The organism is Tardiphaga sp. 862_B3_N4_1 (genome assembly GCF_051811085.1).
GTDB lineage: Bacteria > Pseudomonadota > Alphaproteobacteria > Rhizobiales > Xanthobacteraceae > Tardiphaga > Tardiphaga robiniae.
In genome coordinates, this window is sequence record NZ_JBPWQB010000001.1 from 1866736 (window position 1) to 1883838 (window position 17103).

Annotated in this window: 22 protein-coding genes and 1 pseudogene; 8 read left to right on the forward strand and 15 right to left on the reverse strand. The window is 55.4% G+C overall.

What is annotated here, in order from left to right:
* Window positions 1-459: 459 nt before the first annotated feature.
* The 4 genes from AB8B02_RS08630 (at window position 460) to AB8B02_RS08645 (ending at window position 4175) form a co-directional block, all read left to right on the forward strand.
* Window positions 460-1779, forward strand: coding sequence for a glycosyltransferase (locus AB8B02_RS08630; protein WP_439063701.1), 1320 nt, complete (start codon window positions 460-462; stop codon window positions 1777-1779).
* 71 nt (window positions 1780-1850) lie between these two features.
* Window positions 1851-2573 (forward strand): class I SAM-dependent methyltransferase, encoded by a 723-nt coding sequence (locus AB8B02_RS08635; protein ID WP_439063702.1) that lies wholly within the window; start codon window positions 1851-1853, stop codon window positions 2571-2573.
* Window positions 2570-3295, forward strand: a complete 726-nt coding sequence (locus AB8B02_RS08640) for an FkbM family methyltransferase (RefSeq protein WP_439063703.1) — start codon at window positions 2570-2572, stop codon at window positions 3293-3295. Before AB8B02_RS08635 ends, AB8B02_RS08640 begins: the two co-directional genes overlap by 4 nt.
* Before the next feature lie 31 nt (window positions 3296-3326).
* Complete coding sequence (locus tag AB8B02_RS08645) at window positions 3327-4175, forward strand: FkbM family methyltransferase (RefSeq protein WP_439063704.1); 849 nt, start codon at window positions 3327-3329, stop codon at window positions 4173-4175.
* A gap of 52 nt (window positions 4176-4227) precedes the next feature.
* Here the strand turns inward: AB8B02_RS08645 and AB8B02_RS08650 are convergent, their stop codons facing one another.
* The 4 genes from AB8B02_RS08650 to AB8B02_RS08665 all read right to left on the reverse strand — a co-directional run bounded on the left by AB8B02_RS08650 (window position 4228) and on the right by AB8B02_RS08665 (window position 9454).
* Complete coding sequence (locus AB8B02_RS08650) at window positions 4228-5838, reverse strand: hypothetical protein (protein WP_439063705.1); 1611 nt, start codon at window positions 5836-5838, stop codon at window positions 4228-4230.
* 153 nt (window positions 5839-5991) lie between these two features.
* Window positions 5992-6354 (reverse strand): hypothetical protein, encoded by a 363-nt coding sequence (locus tag AB8B02_RS08655; protein WP_439063706.1) that lies wholly within the window; start codon window positions 6352-6354, stop codon window positions 5992-5994.
* A gap of 1104 nt (window positions 6355-7458) precedes the next feature.
* Window positions 7459-8301 carry a methyltransferase domain-containing protein gene (locus AB8B02_RS08660; RefSeq protein WP_439063707.1) on the reverse strand — a complete coding sequence of 281 codons (843 nt, stop codon included), beginning with the start codon at window positions 8299-8301 and terminating at the stop codon, window positions 7459-7461.
* A gap of 4 nt (window positions 8302-8305) precedes the next feature.
* Entirely contained in the window at window positions 8306-9454 is a 1149-nt protein-coding gene (locus AB8B02_RS08665; protein ID WP_439063708.1) for a hypothetical protein, read from the reverse strand.
* A gap of 305 nt (window positions 9455-9759) precedes the next feature.
* On the opposite strand from AB8B02_RS08665, the pseudogene AB8B02_RS08670 reads away from it, so the two are divergent.
* Window positions 9760-9876 (forward strand): annotated as a pseudogene (locus tag AB8B02_RS08670) (RlpA-like double-psi beta-barrel domain-containing protein); the annotation flags it as partial.
* A 1149-nt stretch (window positions 9877-11025) separates the two neighbouring features.
* On the opposite strand, the gene AB8B02_RS08675 reads toward AB8B02_RS08670, so the two are convergent.
* The 6 genes from AB8B02_RS08675 to AB8B02_RS08700 all read right to left on the reverse strand — a co-directional run bounded on the left by AB8B02_RS08675 (window position 11026) and on the right by AB8B02_RS08700 (window position 13062).
* Window positions 11026-11352: a nuclear transport factor 2 family protein gene (locus AB8B02_RS08675; RefSeq protein WP_439063709.1), complete on the reverse strand. Its 327-nt coding sequence runs from the start codon at window positions 11350-11352 to the stop codon at window positions 11026-11028.
* A gap of 374 nt (window positions 11353-11726) precedes the next feature.
* Complete coding sequence (locus AB8B02_RS08680) at window positions 11727-12005, reverse strand: hypothetical protein (RefSeq protein ID WP_439063710.1); 279 nt, start codon at window positions 12003-12005, stop codon at window positions 11727-11729.
* Between the two features lie 22 nt (window positions 12006-12027).
* Window positions 12028-12219: a hypothetical protein gene (locus AB8B02_RS08685; protein WP_439063711.1), complete on the reverse strand. Its 192-nt coding sequence runs from the start codon at window positions 12217-12219 to the stop codon at window positions 12028-12030.
* 11 nt (window positions 12220-12230) lie between these two features.
* On the reverse strand, window positions 12231-12422 hold the full coding sequence (locus AB8B02_RS08690) for a hypothetical protein (RefSeq protein WP_439063712.1): 192 nt from the start codon (window positions 12420-12422) through the stop codon (window positions 12231-12233).
* Window positions 12419-12715 carry a hypothetical protein gene (locus AB8B02_RS08695; protein ID WP_439063713.1) on the reverse strand — a complete coding sequence of 99 codons (297 nt, stop codon included), beginning with the start codon at window positions 12713-12715 and terminating at the stop codon, window positions 12419-12421. Before AB8B02_RS08695 ends, AB8B02_RS08690 begins: the two co-directional genes overlap by 4 nt.
* A complete protein-coding gene (locus AB8B02_RS08700) occupies window positions 12712-13062 on the reverse strand; it encodes a hypothetical protein (protein ID WP_439063714.1) in 351 nt (116 codons plus the stop codon). Before AB8B02_RS08700 ends, AB8B02_RS08695 begins: the two co-directional genes overlap by 4 nt.
* 134 nt (window positions 13063-13196) lie before the next feature.
* Between AB8B02_RS08700 and AB8B02_RS08705 the strand changes: the two genes are divergently transcribed.
* The 3 genes from AB8B02_RS08705 (at window position 13197) to AB8B02_RS08715 (ending at window position 14475) form a co-directional block, all read left to right on the forward strand.
* Window positions 13197-13442, forward strand: coding sequence for a hypothetical protein (locus AB8B02_RS08705; RefSeq protein ID WP_439063715.1), 246 nt, complete (start codon window positions 13197-13199; stop codon window positions 13440-13442).
* The gene (locus AB8B02_RS08710; protein WP_439063716.1) at window positions 13443-13685 is read left to right on the forward strand and encodes a ribbon-helix-helix domain-containing protein; all 243 of its coding nucleotides are present in this window, start codon (window positions 13443-13445) and stop codon (window positions 13683-13685) included.
* A gap of 574 nt (window positions 13686-14259) precedes the next feature.
* On the forward strand, window positions 14260-14475 hold the full coding sequence (locus tag AB8B02_RS08715) for a hypothetical protein (protein WP_439063717.1): 216 nt from the start codon (window positions 14260-14262) through the stop codon (window positions 14473-14475).
* A gap of 144 nt (window positions 14476-14619) precedes the next feature.
* On the opposite strand, the gene AB8B02_RS08720 is transcribed toward AB8B02_RS08715, so the two are convergent.
* Genes AB8B02_RS08720 through AB8B02_RS08740 form a run of 5 tightly spaced genes read right to left on the reverse strand, consistent with a single transcriptional unit; the run spans window position 14620 to window position 16965 of the window.
* On the reverse strand, window positions 14620-14907 hold the full coding sequence (locus tag AB8B02_RS08720) for a hypothetical protein (RefSeq protein ID WP_439063718.1): 288 nt from the start codon (window positions 14905-14907) through the stop codon (window positions 14620-14622).
* Window positions 14904-15632 carry an SOS response-associated peptidase gene (locus AB8B02_RS08725; RefSeq protein ID WP_439063719.1) on the reverse strand — a complete coding sequence of 243 codons (729 nt, stop codon included), beginning with the start codon at window positions 15630-15632 and terminating at the stop codon, window positions 14904-14906. Before AB8B02_RS08725 ends, AB8B02_RS08720 begins: the two co-directional genes overlap by 4 nt.
* Before the next feature lie 16 nt (window positions 15633-15648).
* The gene (locus AB8B02_RS08730) at window positions 15649-16098 is read right to left on the reverse strand and encodes a hypothetical protein (protein WP_439063720.1); all 450 of its coding nucleotides are present in this window, start codon (window positions 16096-16098) and stop codon (window positions 15649-15651) included.
* Complete coding sequence (locus tag AB8B02_RS08735) at window positions 16095-16544, reverse strand: hypothetical protein (protein WP_439063721.1); 450 nt, start codon at window positions 16542-16544, stop codon at window positions 16095-16097. The genes AB8B02_RS08730 and AB8B02_RS08735 overlap by 4 nt, the downstream gene beginning before the upstream one ends.
* A 43-nt stretch (window positions 16545-16587) precedes the next feature.
* Window positions 16588-16965, reverse strand: coding sequence for a hypothetical protein (locus AB8B02_RS08740; protein ID WP_439063722.1), 378 nt, complete (start codon window positions 16963-16965; stop codon window positions 16588-16590).
* Between the last annotated feature and the right edge of the window lie 138 nt (window positions 16966-17103).

Genomic DNA, 17103 nt, shown 5'->3' on the forward strand with positions numbered 1-17103 from the left:
AGTTAGAAGTGATGCGTGCTTTGCTATCCTTGGAGTCGCACCGATGCCGCATGTAGTCGGCGGCCAGAAACTCCCTCGTTAGCGGAGTGTCAAACATATGGACTGACCCGCTTGCCGGCGGCCGCTGCGAGCGTCCGGGTACGCGATACGGATCTGTCGAGATCGCGCAGCCCTTATCTACCTAAGCATCGGCCACCGCGGAACTGCTCATAAACCTGAGTGTGACCGAGCAATCTCCCAGCATCGGCACAGGACCGGGGGCCACCCATCCTGCACATCCGAACGGGCGATCGGAGTGTGGGGGGAAGTGCCCCCGATAGTGTCATTTTTGTACGCCTTAAACTTGAATCGAAGTTCCCGGGCTCTAATGGCCTTGGCGGTCCGATCTCGCTGTGCGAGAAGCGTGTTGTGCCTCGCAACCTGTGCGGGATTTGCCACTAAGCTTCGAGTTGGTAGGACATGCGCACTTATTTTTATGAATTGCTACGTTACTATTTGTCTTTGTTCATTTTGCCCCAAAACACTTCGGTTGAAATCGACCCGGCTAATGCCCTGCTCGGCGTGTTGTTGACAAACGGCAAAGTGGCGTTCACTGGCCGGCGCGATGTCGCGGATCAGCATATTGCCGAGGATCGCATTGTCGAGCTTGATGCCATAAGGGAGATACGCCCGGATTACATCGTCGTGAGCGGTGGTGTGCATCACGAGCGCGACATTCAGGGTTTACTGCGATCTCTCCACCAAGTTTCGCATCCGCAGTCGCGGCTTATAATGACGTATTACAGTAATGTTTGGCGACCGATTATGGGTCTTGCTGCGACGCTAGGCTTGCGAAAGAAGACGCCCGAGGTGAATTGGCTTTCGCACGGAGACGTCGAAAATTTGCTTTTGCTAGAAAACTTCGAGCTTATCAGGCGTGATAGCAAAGTTCTAATGCCGCTCTACATCCCGCTGCTTAGCGATTTGATCAACCGATACATTGCTCCGCTTCCGTTGTTCCGGGCGTTCTCGCTAGTAAACATTGTGGTCGCGCGTCCCGTTATGCAGACCATTCCCCAAGCGTCGGCTTCGATAATTGTCCCCGCGCGCAACGAAGCGGGAAACATCGAGAGTATCGTCGAACGCATCCCACGAATGGGGCCCGATGATGAGATCATCTTCGTCGAAGGCAACTCTACGGATAATACATGGGAGGTGCTTCAAAGGATTCAGCAAAAGTATGGCGCAGAGCGCAGGATCGTCATTACCCAGCAGGAGGGCAAGGGCAAGGGCGACGCTGTGCGCAAGGGCTTTGGCATGGCACGCAACGAAGTTCTGATGATTCTCGATGCCGATATGACCGTGCCGCCTGAAGATTTACCCAAGTTCTACGAGGCGATCATGTCCAACAAGGGGGAGTTCATAAACGGCAGTCGATTGGTCTATCCTATGCATGCGGGTGCCATGCGTTTCATGAACCTGATCGGCAACAAATTCTTCGCTTTGGCCTTCTCGTTCGTTTTGAGTCAGCGATTTAAAGATACGCTTTGTGGAACAAAGGTTCTGACGAAGAGCAACTATGAAAAGCTAGCTAGCAACCGCTCTTACTTCGGCAACTTTGACCCGTTTGGTGATTTTGACCTGATCTTTGGCGCCGCGCGAATGTGCCTAAAAATCGTCGAGGTCCCTATCGTTTACCGCGAGCGAGTTTACGGCGAGACCAACATCTCTCGGTGGCGTCATGGCATTATTCTTTTGGCGATGCTCATGTTCTCCGCGCGACGCATAAAATTCCTCTAGACAGTGTCAATCCAATGGTCGAGCGACCCGTACTGTATGACCACGATCTGCGCCAAACGTTGCAGAATAGGGTGCGGCTTCGCAAGAACCCGAACCTATTGTACTGGTACGAAGAACTCTACCGCGGAATATTTGGCGATGCCGAGGTAGCCGATCGTGCGATTCTCGAGATTGGGAGCGGGGCGTCGCCGCTCAAAATGTTCTTTCCAGATGTGATGACCTCGGACGTTCTTGATCTTGAACACCTAGATCACGTATTCGACTGCCAAAAAATTGAAGAATACGATGGGATTCCGCAGGAATCCTGCGACGTGATCACGATGACAAATGTTCTGCACCACCTGCGGGACCCAATAGCGTTTCTGCAAAAAGCAGCCTCAAAGCTGACCGCGGATGGTGAGGTCATTATGGTCGAGCCCTATTTTTCCGCACTGTCATTACCGATCTACAAATTGCTCCACCATGAGCCAACGGACTTCTCAATTAGTCGGCCGGTTCTCGATCGGGTCGAAGGCCCGCTATCCTCCTCCAATCAAGCGATCCCGTACATGCTGTTCGTTTCGCGCCCCGATTGGTTGCGGGAGCTATCGCCTCTGTATGACACGGACCAGGTCCGGTTCGATTATTTCTCGAGCTTGTCTTACATGGCCGCTGGGGGAATCGCGCGAAAGTCGTTGGTCCCGAGATCGGTTTATCGCGCCTTGTTTCCGGTGGATAGTATGATGGCCCGTGTTGCTCCGCGCTTGTTCGCCTCGTTTTTTGTTGTGCGGCTAAGAAAGCGAGCTGTTGCATGACATTCTTGCTTCGCTTCGGTGATTTTCTCTTTCGCCATACCTATTGGCTATATTTGCCAATGTACTCAGCTTACAAAGCAATGTCTGATCGCAAGGAACGGGCAATCCTGCGGAGCATTCTCGCGCCGGGTATGGTTGCGGTTGACGTTGGAGCCAATGTCGGAATCTACACCAAATTCCTCGCTCGACAAGTCGGTCAGAAGGGCGCGGTCTTCGCCTTCGAGCCATCGCGGCTCAATTTTGACAGGCTGCTCGATAATGTCCGTCATTTGAATGTGACGACCGTCGAGGCGGCGGTTGGCGAAAAGAGTGGTTCAGCCAAATTGTATTTGTCGGAAAGTGCAAACATCGATCATCGCATGTACGACAGTGGAGACGACCGATCGGTCGTCGAGGTGAAGCTATTCAGCTTGGACGACTACTTTCCAGCTGGGAGCCGTGTGGATTTCATCAAGGTCGATGTCCAAGGCCATGAACTCAGCGTGCTGAACGGGGCACGCCGCGTGTTCCTGGATAATCCCCAGATCTCGTGTCTTATAGAATTCTGGCCATTTGGGCTCTCGAAGGCGGGGGTCTCTCCTTCCGACCTGCTAGTATTTATAGCTAAGTTGGGATTCAGTTACAAAATTGTTGGTGGATCCGAGGATGCGGTTGCTCGACCAGAACATAACATCGATCTGGAATTTGCTTATAGCAATCTCATAATCTCACGAGCGAAGTGATCGCGCAGCTAGCCAAATGGCGTGAAGGCAAATGCTAAATACAAGCCAAAAGATATCGATTGCACGTTTCCTCTCGAATGCAACGGTGGCGGCGCGGGGCCTATGCGGACTTTCGCTGGCTCCAGTCGTTAAACGGGGTGGCATCCATTGGTCACTTGACCTTAAGGAAGGGATTGATCTTTCGATCTACCTTTTAGGCGGTTTCGAGCCTCGAACCCTGCATCGCTATAAGACATTGGTCAGCGATGGGTCTGTCGTGCTCGACATCGGTGCGAACATCGGTGCGCACACGTTGCCACTGGCACAGTTGGTCGGCGAGGGGGGAAGTGTTATTGCGTTCGAGCCGACGCAGTATGCATTTGAGAAGCTGGCAATCAATATGGCGCTCAACCCACAGCTTTCCGATCGCATCACTGCAAATCAGAGCATGCTTGTGAGATCATCCCAGGATGATCTGCCTGATGCGATTTACTCGAGTTGGCCTCTGGAGAGTGCCAATGATCTCCATAGTCAGCATCAAGGTCGGTTAAAATCAACGCAGGGAGCGAAAGCACATACGCTTGATGAGTACATTGAGGCACGCGGCGTTAAACGCGTCGATTTCATCAAATTGGACGTAGATGGGCACGAAAACGATGTCCTCCAAGGTGCATTGTCCACGTTGAGGCGCTTTAGGCCGTCGATCATGCTCGAGCTCGCGCCCTATGTCTATTCGGATTGCCCGCAGGAGTTCGACGGCTTCCTACAACTGCTTTGGAATATGGACTACGCGCTAACGGATCTCGCTACAGGCGCCGCATTGCCTCGAGATGCTGCAAAGGTGCGGGCGATGATTCCCGATCAGGGGGGAATGAACGCGCTGGCTCGTATTGCACCGTAGTATTAGTAGTGCGTTTCTGGATTGCTGCGCCCAGTAATCATGGAACCCTAACTCAGCCCCCGCACGCTTTGGTTACAACGATTGTCCTCCGGAGCACAGTTATCCCATCGCATGCTCGGTGGCGGACGTCTATCGATTGAGTCGGTTCGAGAGAGCCCTTTGCACTCTTAACCGACTCTTCAGTTGGGAAGTAAGCGCGGTCTAGTACAATGTATCGATACTCACCTTTGAATGGCGAAGTGGGAGATACCTCCCCGGATTGACCTAGCTCTTTTTTTAGTCGCGGTACAGCAGAATACTCGATAACGAATCCTTTGGCAAAATAGATGCTTGGAATTCGATAAGTCCAGAGTCGCGCTTCGCCACTAGCAAGCGGCAATGAAGCGATGGAGTCTTCGTCCAGTTTAATTTCGTGTGCGAGTGCTTGATCTCCAGCAAATTCTCTTTGAGCCATTGTTGCGGCGTAAATAATACTAGCACAAACGGCGATCGTTGCAGGCCAGCGCAGCCACCTGCTGCCCAATATCGGAGCGACAACAAAAGGGAGAACCGAACAAATTGCTGGAACGTAGTGGGAATGGTAGTGCTTCAGAACGGAGATCGTGACAAAAGCGAATGCGACTAACATGCTCGTCTTCGTGAGCGAGTCTTTTCGTTCGATCCAAGCTAACACGGCTCCGCATGCCAACAGCACTGTCGACAGATATAGCAGTGCGCTAGTCGCCGTGATCGCGGTCGCCGCTTCACTAACCTGATTGGCTGATAGGATTCCGACTTCGCCGTTACCATATGTCTTCACATGGAACATGATAGTCAAATGGAGCTTGATCAAGTTGAACAGCCCGCTCAACCCGAGAAGTGGCAAGAATAGTACGATGAGCACGCCGACAGCGCCAACTGTGAGATAGATCAGCCTGGATGTCAGTGCCGACAACAGTGTCGTCTTGCCGGTGCGGTCGAATGCGTCGAAGGTGACAGCAGCTAAACTGGCGACGAGCACATTCAAGTAAAGCAGTTTTACTGAATAGGCCAAGGCGCAGACTGCGCCTAAGACTGCCCAAGAGCGAGCGGAAAAGTGGTTTTGATCGGCAATCCTCTTCAAAGCCCAAAATAGTATGACCATCAAAGGTAGTGCGAAACTCTCATTGCTCAGGATGGTCAATCCATAGCGAAAGGAAGTTGGGTCCGCAAAGAATGCTAAGACCGCGACGACGCGCAAGGGAAGTGCGAGTGGTCGCAATACAAAGAACGCGGCTGCAATGCCACCGGAGGTCAGAAGCCCAGCGACTATGCGTGTCGCAAGGAAGAAAGGCTCAGGATTGGAAAGAGAGAGCTCGATCGCGTCGCTGTGGCCGGTGAATAGGGCCGCCGCGCGCATGCACAGCCAACTTATGACGTAGAATGGGATGCCTGGATGGGTCTGCAGGCCTGGATTTGGGTAGACTACCCCATCCCTCAGGGAGCTCTCGAAGTTCAAAGCGTGGGCGAGGGCGAGGTACGCGTAGTCGTCGTGACTCTGCCAGAACGGAACGGGCCAAATTTGAGTGATGGCGAACCAAGTAGCGGCAAGGGCGATGAGGAGGGTCGCGATCGTTGCGTGTTCTGCGTAACTTGTGCAGTCACGCTGGTCTTCTCGATAACAGCTTTTGGCGGTTTGCAACACGAATAAGACCTCAGCTCATGAAGCTAAACCACTAGCAGGCTGGGTGTGTTCAAACAATCGCTGCTATCCGAAGGCGTTGCGCCGAACTGTTTACAGATGCCCTGAGTGACGACCACTATCGCTGCCCTTGTGGCGGGCGGGATGGCATAGCGGTTACTTCCCTGCACGCGCAACCAGCGCCTCGCTAACAGCTTGAGCCTGTTCCTTATCTAGCAGGAACCCTAACCAGCCATAGCCTGGATGTCGAAAGGTCAGCATCACCTGATCTGCTGGGCCGTTGTGAACATCCGGAACGAACCATTCGGGCGCCGGCAGAGTGTCGATTCTAGAGCCGGGGTCCAGAGCGGGGGCTACTTGTTCGGGTAATTGTTCACGCGCCTTTGCCAGGGCGCGGATCAGGCCTTCGAGTTCTGGCCCATCGTAAAGCACGTGAGCGAGCGGTGCGCCATCTTGTCGAATTTCAACGACGGCTTGTTGTCCTGTCTCCGTCAGCCCCACCACCACGCTCATAGCCATCGCATAACCTCCGGTTGAGTGCGGAGAATACGTCAGATCCCATGAATGGAGAGTATCTGACAATCGCCGGAGTCGTTGCGTCGGGACCGTTACGCATGAGCGCAAGGGGGGCAGCCGTGACTTCCGTTCAGCTCGCTTTGCGCAATGCGGGATACGACCTTGAGGCCGACGGCGGCGTCGGAACGATCACGCAGACGGCCCTGAGGCCTTCGAGGCGAGCCCACGGATTGGCGCCGGATCGCCATCACCGGCACGAAGGGAACGTCGTCCTCGATGGACAACCCATTCATCATAGATAATGGCTCATGAGATCGTGCGGGGCTATCCGGACCTAAAGGACAACGTCGGCTTGCCACTTGGGGGAAGACCGCTTCGTCCAGCCGATTAAGGTGCCTCTGCGCTGGGACAGGAGGCTCGGCGGCCTTGGAGGTGAGGGATAAGAGATCCGCCGAGCCCGGCCGACAGCCACTGCGAAACCGCCGACCACGAGAAAAATTGGCAATAACAAGATTCGTTCCAGCTAGGCCCGGCAATGAAACGGCCCGACGCCCAACCGAATCCATGAGCGCCGGGCCTGCCTAGGGCGATCTGGAATCAATCCTCAGCCCTGAATTTCTGCATCACAACCAAAGGAAACTCAATGATCCGCCTGCTTTCGGCGAGCGTTTTGCTGTGAGCATTTTTCATTTCGCCCGCATCTGCCCAGAAGTTTCTGGACGGCGAGCCGCCATGGTCGCGCTGGAATGCTAAGCATTCATGCCAACGAGTAGCGCTGCTAGAAATGCGAAACTGAACGCTCCGATCAGCACGGAGACCCCGATGCCAGCGACAGCAAAAAGCGTAATCATGATAGCCCCTGCGCTGCCCAACCGATGTGGGACATGTTTCGGGGACTAAAAACTCACAGTTGTTCGACCAAAATTCGGCCGCTGCGGGACCTCGTGAGGGCGGTTTGTTTCTGAATGCGTCGTTGCGGTGCTGCTTTAGCGCAGCACGGGCTCGAATTACCGCGGGCCGTTCATCAAGGGGCGCTGCTTCGACCTCTGCTGAACCGCAGCTAACGCAATCGGCGCGGGCGGCACTACGTTCGTTTCACTGCGCAAACTAGGTGATCGAAAGGAAAAGGTTCGAAGAGAGCGGGCCCATCTTCAAGCCAGAATATCCTACGGCAACATTGCGCTCTATATTCCCGACCAGGCGCCAGAGCTTTTTTCTGGTCATCAAGATCAAGTTCTCACTTTCAGCCCACGTTGACTTTCCGGTAACGGCACAAGCTACACGGAAGCTCCGATCAGTGTAGTGCAGGAGTGGGATAGCCGTGTGATGCTCGATTGGAAAGAAACGATGAGGTACGCTAACGAATACCGACTTCGCCACGCGCATTAATTCGCTTACGAAGTAGACTTGGTTCTCGTGGCTTCCGACGTGCTCCAAGACCGCATTGGCCGTGGCGATGTCAAACCGTCCATCTTCGAAAGGAAGGCGTGCGTTGGGCTCGATTTGGATATAACCAACTGCTGGAAATGCTTTGCCAAAATCCCTAGCTTCACCAATACCACACGCGGTGACTTTATTGAGATGAGGATAGCTGCGTTCCAGCACATTCGCGCCGTCCGAAATGACATCGGATACACCAACGTCAAGAATTGTACTGGCAGGAGTGGGCGACATGCGAGCGAGGAAGTCTTTGTAGATCTGATCTCGCGCCAAGATCAACAAGCGCTCTGCCGACGTCGCAGGTTTAACTACCTCATAGTATTTCTCATCAACTCTCGGTTCCATTGGAAACTCCAATAAGGCAGTTGCCTGCCGCAAGCGTGACGCTCTTGCGACAATCGCAATTGTCGTTCTCTGGTGCTTTTTCGCGATAACACGCGGATGCTCGGTCTTTAGCTCTTCGAGCAGTTGTGCATCCTCTTCTGCAGTCCAGCGCTGCTCGTTCTGCACCTTGCTAAGGTCCACCTATGACAAACGATCCGTCACCTGGTGAACGCCAAACATGAATGCGCCCATCCGGCAACTTTGGATCATGAATCATGGCCGCACTGTTTGTCTTCGGATCGTAACCGACCGACCAAATCCCAAGGTTTGCGTTATAGTCACCAATTGAATTTGCGTGTTGGCGAAAGTTAAAAGTTGTTGGCGTTTGAAATGTCTTTTCTCGTGTTGAAAAATGAACATGCACGTATGGATCGACGCCGCGCACGTGGATAACCAAATGAGCAAGGTCGGTAAGGCCGTCCGCGTTAAAGTCGCCAGCAATCCAAGTCCCGAGACTGGCGTTGTAGGCAGGGTTGTTCTCGGGAACGATGGCTTGACCGCCGCTGCCGTACTTCACGACGACCTTAGATCCCTCGATCGAGAAGTTGTCTCCGCAAGATGAGCCGTCAAAATTATAGGTGCCCTTCTTCTGTTGGCATGGTGATCGAGTGACGACTTGAGGGGCGGGTTCAAGAGTGATGCTGTCACCACCCAGGTCTGAGTTAATTGCTATCTGCTGTTGAGTGACAGGCCTATTGAATATGACGACGATCGGATTGCCAATATTGATTACCGATGGGAGAGGGTCGGTGGATCGCCTTCGCAGGCTTGTGTCCCATCTTATCCTAATCGATTTTGGGTCATTAATGCTCCCAGGGCGGTAGCCGACTTGAACGGAAATATCTGACTTAGTGGCTGATTTGATTGCCAGTCGCACGCCAGGGGTTGAGAAAATAGTTGCATTCAAACACGCCTGATAAGTTGTCGTCGACGAAGGGTCGAGCCCGGTCCAAATCAAACTAAGCGTTTGATTTCGATTGAGCGACGTCGAGTCACTCTTCGTGCTACTGTTTCCCCTAACGCGCTCTTTGTAATCTGAGTAGGAGGCTCCGACTGGAACGCCATAGATCACAGCGTTACCGTCGCCCTTATGGCTATTTTTTAGGTTATTGTACGCAGATTCAGAAACGAACGACGCCAACCTATAATCTAAGTTGTCCTTAGACATAGACTGGTAGGTCGACATTACTAGCGCATCATCGCAATCCTTAACGTCGCCCGCATACGCAGCTGGTGAGATAAGGGACAGGAGTAAGATTATCTTGGTACATTTCAACATGCGCTAAACTCCTACTGAAAAGTGGCGTTTCTAGTCGCGACATTGATCTGACAGAATATCTCGGTTCTTGGATCGCGCTTTGGCCATCCGTTTCATACTCACAATCCAAACACTTGCTTGTGTATTGGTCAATGAAGATGGACGCTGCAGTACTGATTACTGCTGAGCGGATATGTAGGCGCCCGGCTGCAGCAAACCCTTGGTCACGCGGGATTGCTGCCGGTCAAAGCTATGAAGCGACGCCTTGACGGCCGCGCGCCGCACCAGGCGCTTTGGCAGCCACGTCAAAGGCTAACGGCCGGTAGGTCCGGGTGCGCATCACGGACCGCGGCCCGTTCATCAAGGGGCGCTGCATCGACCTGTCTCGAGCAGCAGCCTATGCCCTCGGCATGGGCGGCACGGCGCGCGTAACGGTCCAATGACACTCTGGCTGTGCGTGGCCGCGGCCGGTGCCCTTGCCGTCGGCATCTGGGCGCTGATCCGATGGGCTGATCGCCAGCACGAAAAGTAATTCGGGCTAGGGCCCGTCATGAGGCCAAAATGGCGGCTGGAAAACGGTTCCGAGCGCAACCCGACGTCCTGGTGTGAAGTATGTCACAGAACGGTAGAGGGTTTTCCTGTACGGGTAGCCAGCCGAAATTGGCCATCTGCAAGGTCGACTCCCGGTCGGACGATGTGGCTTGAAGTGTACTCTACGGTGAACTGGTGGGGGCGGTGTGCATGGGTGTTGGGGATCCTGAATACTCAATTCGCCGACTGGCTGACGATCGATTTGCGATCGAAGCCCGTTGGCCGACGGGTAAAACTAAATTAATGGCTGGATCTTTTGCTCGGCAAGCGGACGCAACGCGGTTTGCTAGTCGATTGCGCTCCAAGCCAGCAGCTTTGGCCCGCGACGAGATTGTGGAGACGGACTCTGACTCCGGATACACCGTCGACTTCTTGGCCTTCAAACATGGTCTCACGCTAGAGCAGGCGAGCCAGCTAACTCGCGAGATCGGAAACTCTCGTAGAAAGCTGGATGCAGCAGTCACGGCATTAAAGCTGAAGCTTTGAAACCAAGGCTCATGCCGTGGGCACCTAGGCCAGCGCGGCAGCAAAATCGGCATGGGCGGTATCTCGCGCGTCACCGTCGAGTAGCCCCACGTAAACTGGCCCGGCGCCAGCCATGGTGGTCGGTTTTTTCATTTTTCAAGACGAGGGCGGCGCCCTCTCCGCAAACTGAACGAAGGCCGGTCGTCAGGATCGTCTACACTTGAGCACAGACCGGCACGTTCCTCGACCCTCCGAGCTTGTTTTTGGTATCTCACCGCCAGAGCATTCAGCCGATCGGACATTGATCGATAACCGACGAGTTTGGCAAATTGCTTGCACCTTCGAGATGTCGCTCTCAGTCCAGCAGCCGCTGCGATCGCTTCTCGCTGGAGCTTTGTCAGAGCCATTGACGTCCTTGATTTCAACTCGCGCCTACTATTCTAAGATAGTAGTCGAGGATTCAAAAAGCGGAGTTCCGCAATGGTCTCGGCTTTCATTTATCAGCCGATGATCGTTCGCCACGTGGACAAGTGGCCCTAATTCGCCGGGCCGCATTTCTGAAAGATGATCTGTCCAGTAGTATCAAACTCAAAGTCAGCGCGGACGTTGGAGTCCTGGCAAACGTAGGTAATGGCTATGCCATCACGAGCAGGTTGAAGATTTTCCAATTCCACAGCGGGAGCATCTCTTAAGCGCTGCTCCCAATAAGCTCGCAAAGCCTCGCGGCCGTTGATAGTCGCCGCGCCGCCGCAACCGCACTCGATAGTCGCAATGTCGGAATAAAGACCGAGAATACTTTCAAGGTCGCCGGAGCGATAAGCATCGAGCCAATCCACTACTGCGGCCATCGGGTCAAAGGACATCTTCTTTACCTACTTGCCGGACTAAGGCGTCTGACAAGGGATTTAGAAGCAGTCTAATGAATGCAGACTGAATGGATATAAAAACACATTCTCAGCAGGTGAGAAATAGGGGGAGAGGCTGTTTTACACAGCGCCCGATTTCGCCAGATTGGCTCGCACCTTGCGGACGCCCGGCGAAACCCAAGGCAAGATTCCATTTTTGGAGCAGCGACACGAAGCACGTTGAGTAATCTCGGAGGCCGAGACGGCTAAACCTTAAAGTACCATTTTACTAATCGATAGATCACAAATGTCCAAAGGGCGATCGCAGTCTCCCGGTCGAACGACATGTGTGTCCTCCCGCCAATTCTGGCAGAGAGCGCCTCGTGTCTCAATCACATGCCGCCCAGTGTCATGCCCGGCCGGGCAGTTTTGTTACGTTGCGGGACTTTCCGGTAATCCCTTGGGCTTCGGTTTGTCGGCGCGAGCGATATACCTTCACGGGTCGCCTTGCCGTAGACCGAGGTAACAGTCCGTTCGAGTTTCGTTGCGATCAGTCGCGTCGGGTATTCTGCTTCACCAGCGTCTTCATGTTTTTCAGCTCGGCTTCGGTCCAATCCCGACGAGGTCCGGCGGCTGACGCCTTCTTCGCGGTTTTCTTTGCGGTCTTCCACGCGCCTCTCCCTTTTGTCTAGGTTATTGTACAACTCTCAGGCACCCATAAATTTTGTTCAACCGGTCCTGCGCGGCGATCACGTCTTCCTGGTCCAATATCTCCAACATGCTCTGCAAGATCGCCTCTGGATCGCGTGGGCCGGGCTCGATGTATGCGCCCAGTAGTGCCTGGGCGTCGTGCATGGCCTTCATGATGATGTCGATGTCGCGCATCACCGCGCCTCCTATGACAGCCGCAGCCCGACAGTGGCCTCGAGTCGATCGACCGCCTCGACAAGGTCAGTGCGGGTCAGCAGAGCTTTTAGTTCTTGGATGATCTTCTCCGGATTAAGTGAAGTGTCCTGATCACCGTCCGCAAGAATAAGCTGCGCCTCTCGTAGGGCGTAGAGAGTTAACTCTTGGTCGGACAGGTTCATCGATCCCTCGAAAGCTTGGTGCGGTTGCGCCACTTCGGGTCTTTGTCGACCGAGTGATAGACGGGCGTGCCTTTGGGGTAGAGCGCCTGCATCATACCAAGGCGCGCGAACTCGATCGGCCCGCCATGATCCGCTGCCTGGATCAGAACATGCATTGCATTCTGCCATGGCGCACTGTCGTGCTGAGATTTTGGAAGGTTGGTGATGTATGCTCCAGCGTCTCGAAGCGTGACGATCTCGGTGCCATCTGGCAGGACTATCGGGCCGGGGAACGGGGTCGACCAAGGCATCATGCCAGCCTCAGGTTTAGCTGGCGCTCACGGCCAGCGTGGCGGACTACGAAGTCCTCGATTGAGGAGCTGACGTCCTCGTGACGAAGATCCGCACGGCGCCTGATCTCCCGGGCGACGTCTTCGGACACGTCGTCCGCCCAATGCTCGAAGATGTTGAAGGCGATGACCCGCTGAGGGTCGTTGTACTGTCCGGACATCAGATCGTTGATGACTGTCTCTAAGTCAGTCTGACCGATGTCAGCCTCGCGCCATGCGCACCCCGATCGCTCGAAGCAGTCCAGAACGAGATAGACGTTCTGATCGCCAACATTCGGCACAATAGAGGGTGTCCAACGGGACTGACGCATCCTGGAACTCCAACGCAACTGACGGCGGATTCAAGCTAGCTGCTGGTGATTCGTTCCGAAGCTGCCGGGAACTAGTTGATAGAATTCTCGTTTTCAGTTCGCCGCGGTATTGCGGTGCTCGGGAGGCGACAAGAATGGCTACGAACAAACCGACGGGCGACAATGCCCGCAAAGGCGCCGTGAAAAAGCGCAGCCAGACCAAGACAACGATGGGCGGTGCCACTACCTGGACGAAGCGGGACAAGACCTCCGGCGAGTTCATGGCCGTCAAGAAGGCCAAGACAGCTGCCCCGAAGAAGGCCGCCGCCGCTAAAAAGAAGACGGCTAAAAAGACGACGGTGGCGAAGAAGTTTAAGGGGGTTAGGCGGGAGAAAAAGTAGGTGGCGAGCCCTACCGACTCGGCAACTCCTGTCCGTAAGCGGTCGGTCATGATTGACGGACACAAGACAAGCGTAAGTCTGGAGGATGAATTCTGGGATTCGCTCAAGGAGATCGCTGCCGAGCGCGAGCAGCGACTGACGGAGCTTATCAATGTCATCGCTGAAGGCCGCGATAGAGCAAACCTGTCGTCGGCTCTGCGAATTTTTGCACCAAAGCATTATAAGCAGACGGGAAGGCGATGAGCAGAGCTACGGGTTGTTTGGCTTAGACCGACGGCTCAGCCAAACAACCCAAAGACCCATCCCAGCACACCGAGTAGCGGAATTAAGGCAATCCCGATCAGTATCAGGGGCGCAGGCTCATTCCCGTCGTCATTCGGTTTGAAAAACTTCATGAGTAGTTCCACCTCAATCTGAAGGCCGACGGCCAGTATGGGAGTTGAGCGGACCTTTGCGCTCGCGGAGCAGCCCTTCAGGGATGGGATCGTCAGCGCCCGGTAACGGTTGGCTTCTTACATCGGCACCATGCTGAGCGGCTTCATGGGCCGTCGGGGCTTCCTTCACTTGATGAGGTTGCTGCTTCCCCGCAGGAGAGATCGGGTCGTGGGTGCCGCTGCGCAGGTCCCGGCCGTCGGTATGCATGTCGTTTGCCATGAGAGCCTCCTTTTCCAGGGCCCAATGATTGGCGGCCGGTGTCGTTCCGTGGCTATGCGACCCTAGGCGTCACGAGAGGGCCCTGCGGCGTATCGCAGCCCGGAGGCGCGGAACATCGTGCGCGCGGACGTGTTCGATCTCTAATCCGAAACGAAAGAGTTTGATGTCGACAGGTCAGGCAACGCCGCCACCGCGCGGAGCAGGGAAGTTCGCCGTCATCGCTGCGGCGATCGTCGGGATGATAATCATCGTCACGTTTGTTGGCATGAATATGCAGCACGCGCAGACTGCAAGGGAGCAGGAGGCGGGACAAGTCAAACCCGGCGATGCGCCTATGACTGAAAAAGACCTTGGTAAATTGCCCGCGAAGCCGAATTAACTGCGGTCAGGATGTCCCATGTGGCAAAGACCATATTTAATAGCTGCCGTATTTCTGCTTTTGGTGCTCGGAGGGCGCTGATCTTGCGCAACTCTGGCAGCCGCGCGCCGCCCGACCAGGCTTTCAAAGCACAGCGAGAGTAAGCTAGGCGTCCTGCAGTTGATCTGTGCCGGGAAGTTCGCCTTCGGGCGTTTGGTACTTCCACATGAAGAACCCGCCGCACTCGTGCATTTTGATAATGCCGTCGGCTATGAGCTTGTCGCGGCCAAGCGTGTATTCCGCGACGCTCGCCTTGTCCTTCCATATGAAGGTCGAATTCCATTCCCCGACCGGCATGCGGCCTTCGTCGATTCGAAGCGTTTTGGCGATCTCAAGCAGTCTGGCGGCGGCGTTGGCGGGCTCAGCGTAGGGGCGGGCTTTGACGAAGTTCATGGAGGAGGGGCACCATCGTATTTGGAGGCGCCTTGTGCCACGATTCTCAGGGCGTCGTCAGGCAGAGGCCGCTGAAGCGCCTTCGCTTCGTCCCACGGCGCGCGCATCCAGACTTCTACATCTTCCGGCTCGGTGAGAATAACGGGCATCGCCTTGCCATGGATCGGCTTCATGAAGTCGTTGGCGTCGGTGGTGAGGAAACCGAATAGGTCGTTGGTTGTCTCGCCTTCCTTGACGAGGCGGACCGATGTCCAAGCCGGCAGCCAAAGGCCTGCGAAACATGTCAACGGCCGACTTTCGTCCAGCGCAATCCAGACATTTCCGCCATAGTTGGCATTGTGCTCGCTGAACGATGTAAATGGCACGATGCATCGATGCTGGACGCCGGTCCAGCGCAGCCAATGCTTGCTCTGCAGCGTGCGGATGTTGGTCACTCCAGCGTCCGGCTCCATGCGTAGCAGTTCCTTGAAATCGAATGGCTTGCCCTTGGCTTCGAGCTTCGCCGCGCGCGTCTTTGCGTCCTTGAGCTGGACGAAATCAGGTGACGGCATGCCCCATCGCACCATCGCGAGTTCGCGTTCGCCGTCAGCGTTGCGCACGATCGGTGCCATTCGGTTCGGGAAAATGCCGGGCATTGGCGGCAGGTTGCCGACGCTGTCCCTCGTCACGCCGAACAGGTTGCGGATCGCGGCCTGGTTCTTCGTCATCGAATACAGATTGCACATACAGCATTCCTGTCCGTTATGTGCCCGGTGCTCGCCCGGTGATGTGGCCGATATGGGCCATCGTCTGTTCATGGAATCGAGGGTTAAATGTCTTGCCGCACGGGCAGTGGATCTCGCCACGCCGGATTTGCTCGGTATAACCGGCATCCCATAGCGCGTATTTGTTGGCAGTCCACTGTTTGTCGCGGCGCGAGGCCTCGAACTCGGCTTCGGTGCGCGTCGTCAGGAACACGTTCCAGGCAGCATCAAAGGCGGCTCGCGCCGTTTCGAAGTCCCGTGCGACGCCTCTGAAACATTGATCCCGATGGAGCGGGTAAAAGCCGCAAGACCATTGGCAGACGCCAGATCGCTCCGGGTTCGGATCCCAGTCTTGCTGAGCGATGGCGCCGACCTTCAGGTCGCCGTACCAGATTTCCCATGTCTCAGAACGATCGTCGGTGCGTCGCCGTGTCAGCTCCGGCATCATGGTGCCTCCACAGCATGGCGTCGCTCAGGTGCCAACTGCAGCAATGTCGCAAGAGGGCGCTTTTTTGCTTTCGCGCAACGCTCACAGCGCAGGCGAGTGGCGAGATCGTGGATGCAGGTCGTGTCGACATGAGGGAGTTCAGCCAAGCTTACGTCGCGTTTAATCCGACATCTTGAGCATTCGATTTCGAGCCACGGAAAGCCGCCATTGAGCGCCTGGTCGACGGTCGGTGACGGATCGATCGGCTCGCCATCCGCCCACATGCGCTCGTTCCAGCTTTCGCAGGACAGCCTGTCGGCTTCCCGGATCAGCGCTTCACCCTTGGCGCGCAGCTCGTGCGACTGGCGCGCAAGCATCAGCGTCACGCCGCGCGCCTTCGTCAGCTCCTTGTTCAGAGCCTTGCGGTCGCCGCCGGATAGGGGCGTGGGGTGATATTTCGGAGCCATAGGGGCGTCCAAGCGTCACGGTCAAAATGCAAAATCAAAAATGCTACGTCGTCTCAAAGGACGGCCAGCAGCCATCCTCCTCGAGGCGTCCTGTGCGTTCTTGGCAGCCGGTGTCGAGCAACTTCATGCCCACGTCTTTCCAGACTGCATGGGCTCCGTAGAGACGCACTGCATCAACGGTTTGGATTTCCACGATGCGGTCGCAGCGACGACAGGTCACGCGAAGAATGTGCCGGGGGATCTCGGATAAGCGACGCTGTTGGACGGGCACGCCGGTGCGGATCTGGCCGCGAGGGTCTCGGACAACGGAGTCCCAATACGCCTCCGGCAGATCGTCCGCAGGCCCGGGCACCGGAATAGGCGGCTCGGGTACGCGGCTCGGCTTGGAAGCCAGCTTTTCCATCTGTTTGGGCGTAGGCATGCGCCAGCTTGCGGGTCTGTCACTCATGCCCTCAGTTAGAACATAAGGAGAACAAAAGTCGAGTCCGGTGAGGTTGAACTTCCGGCCTAGGAAACCGTCGCTGGCGCGAAGGTCACTAGTTTTAGTAGAGCCCAATCG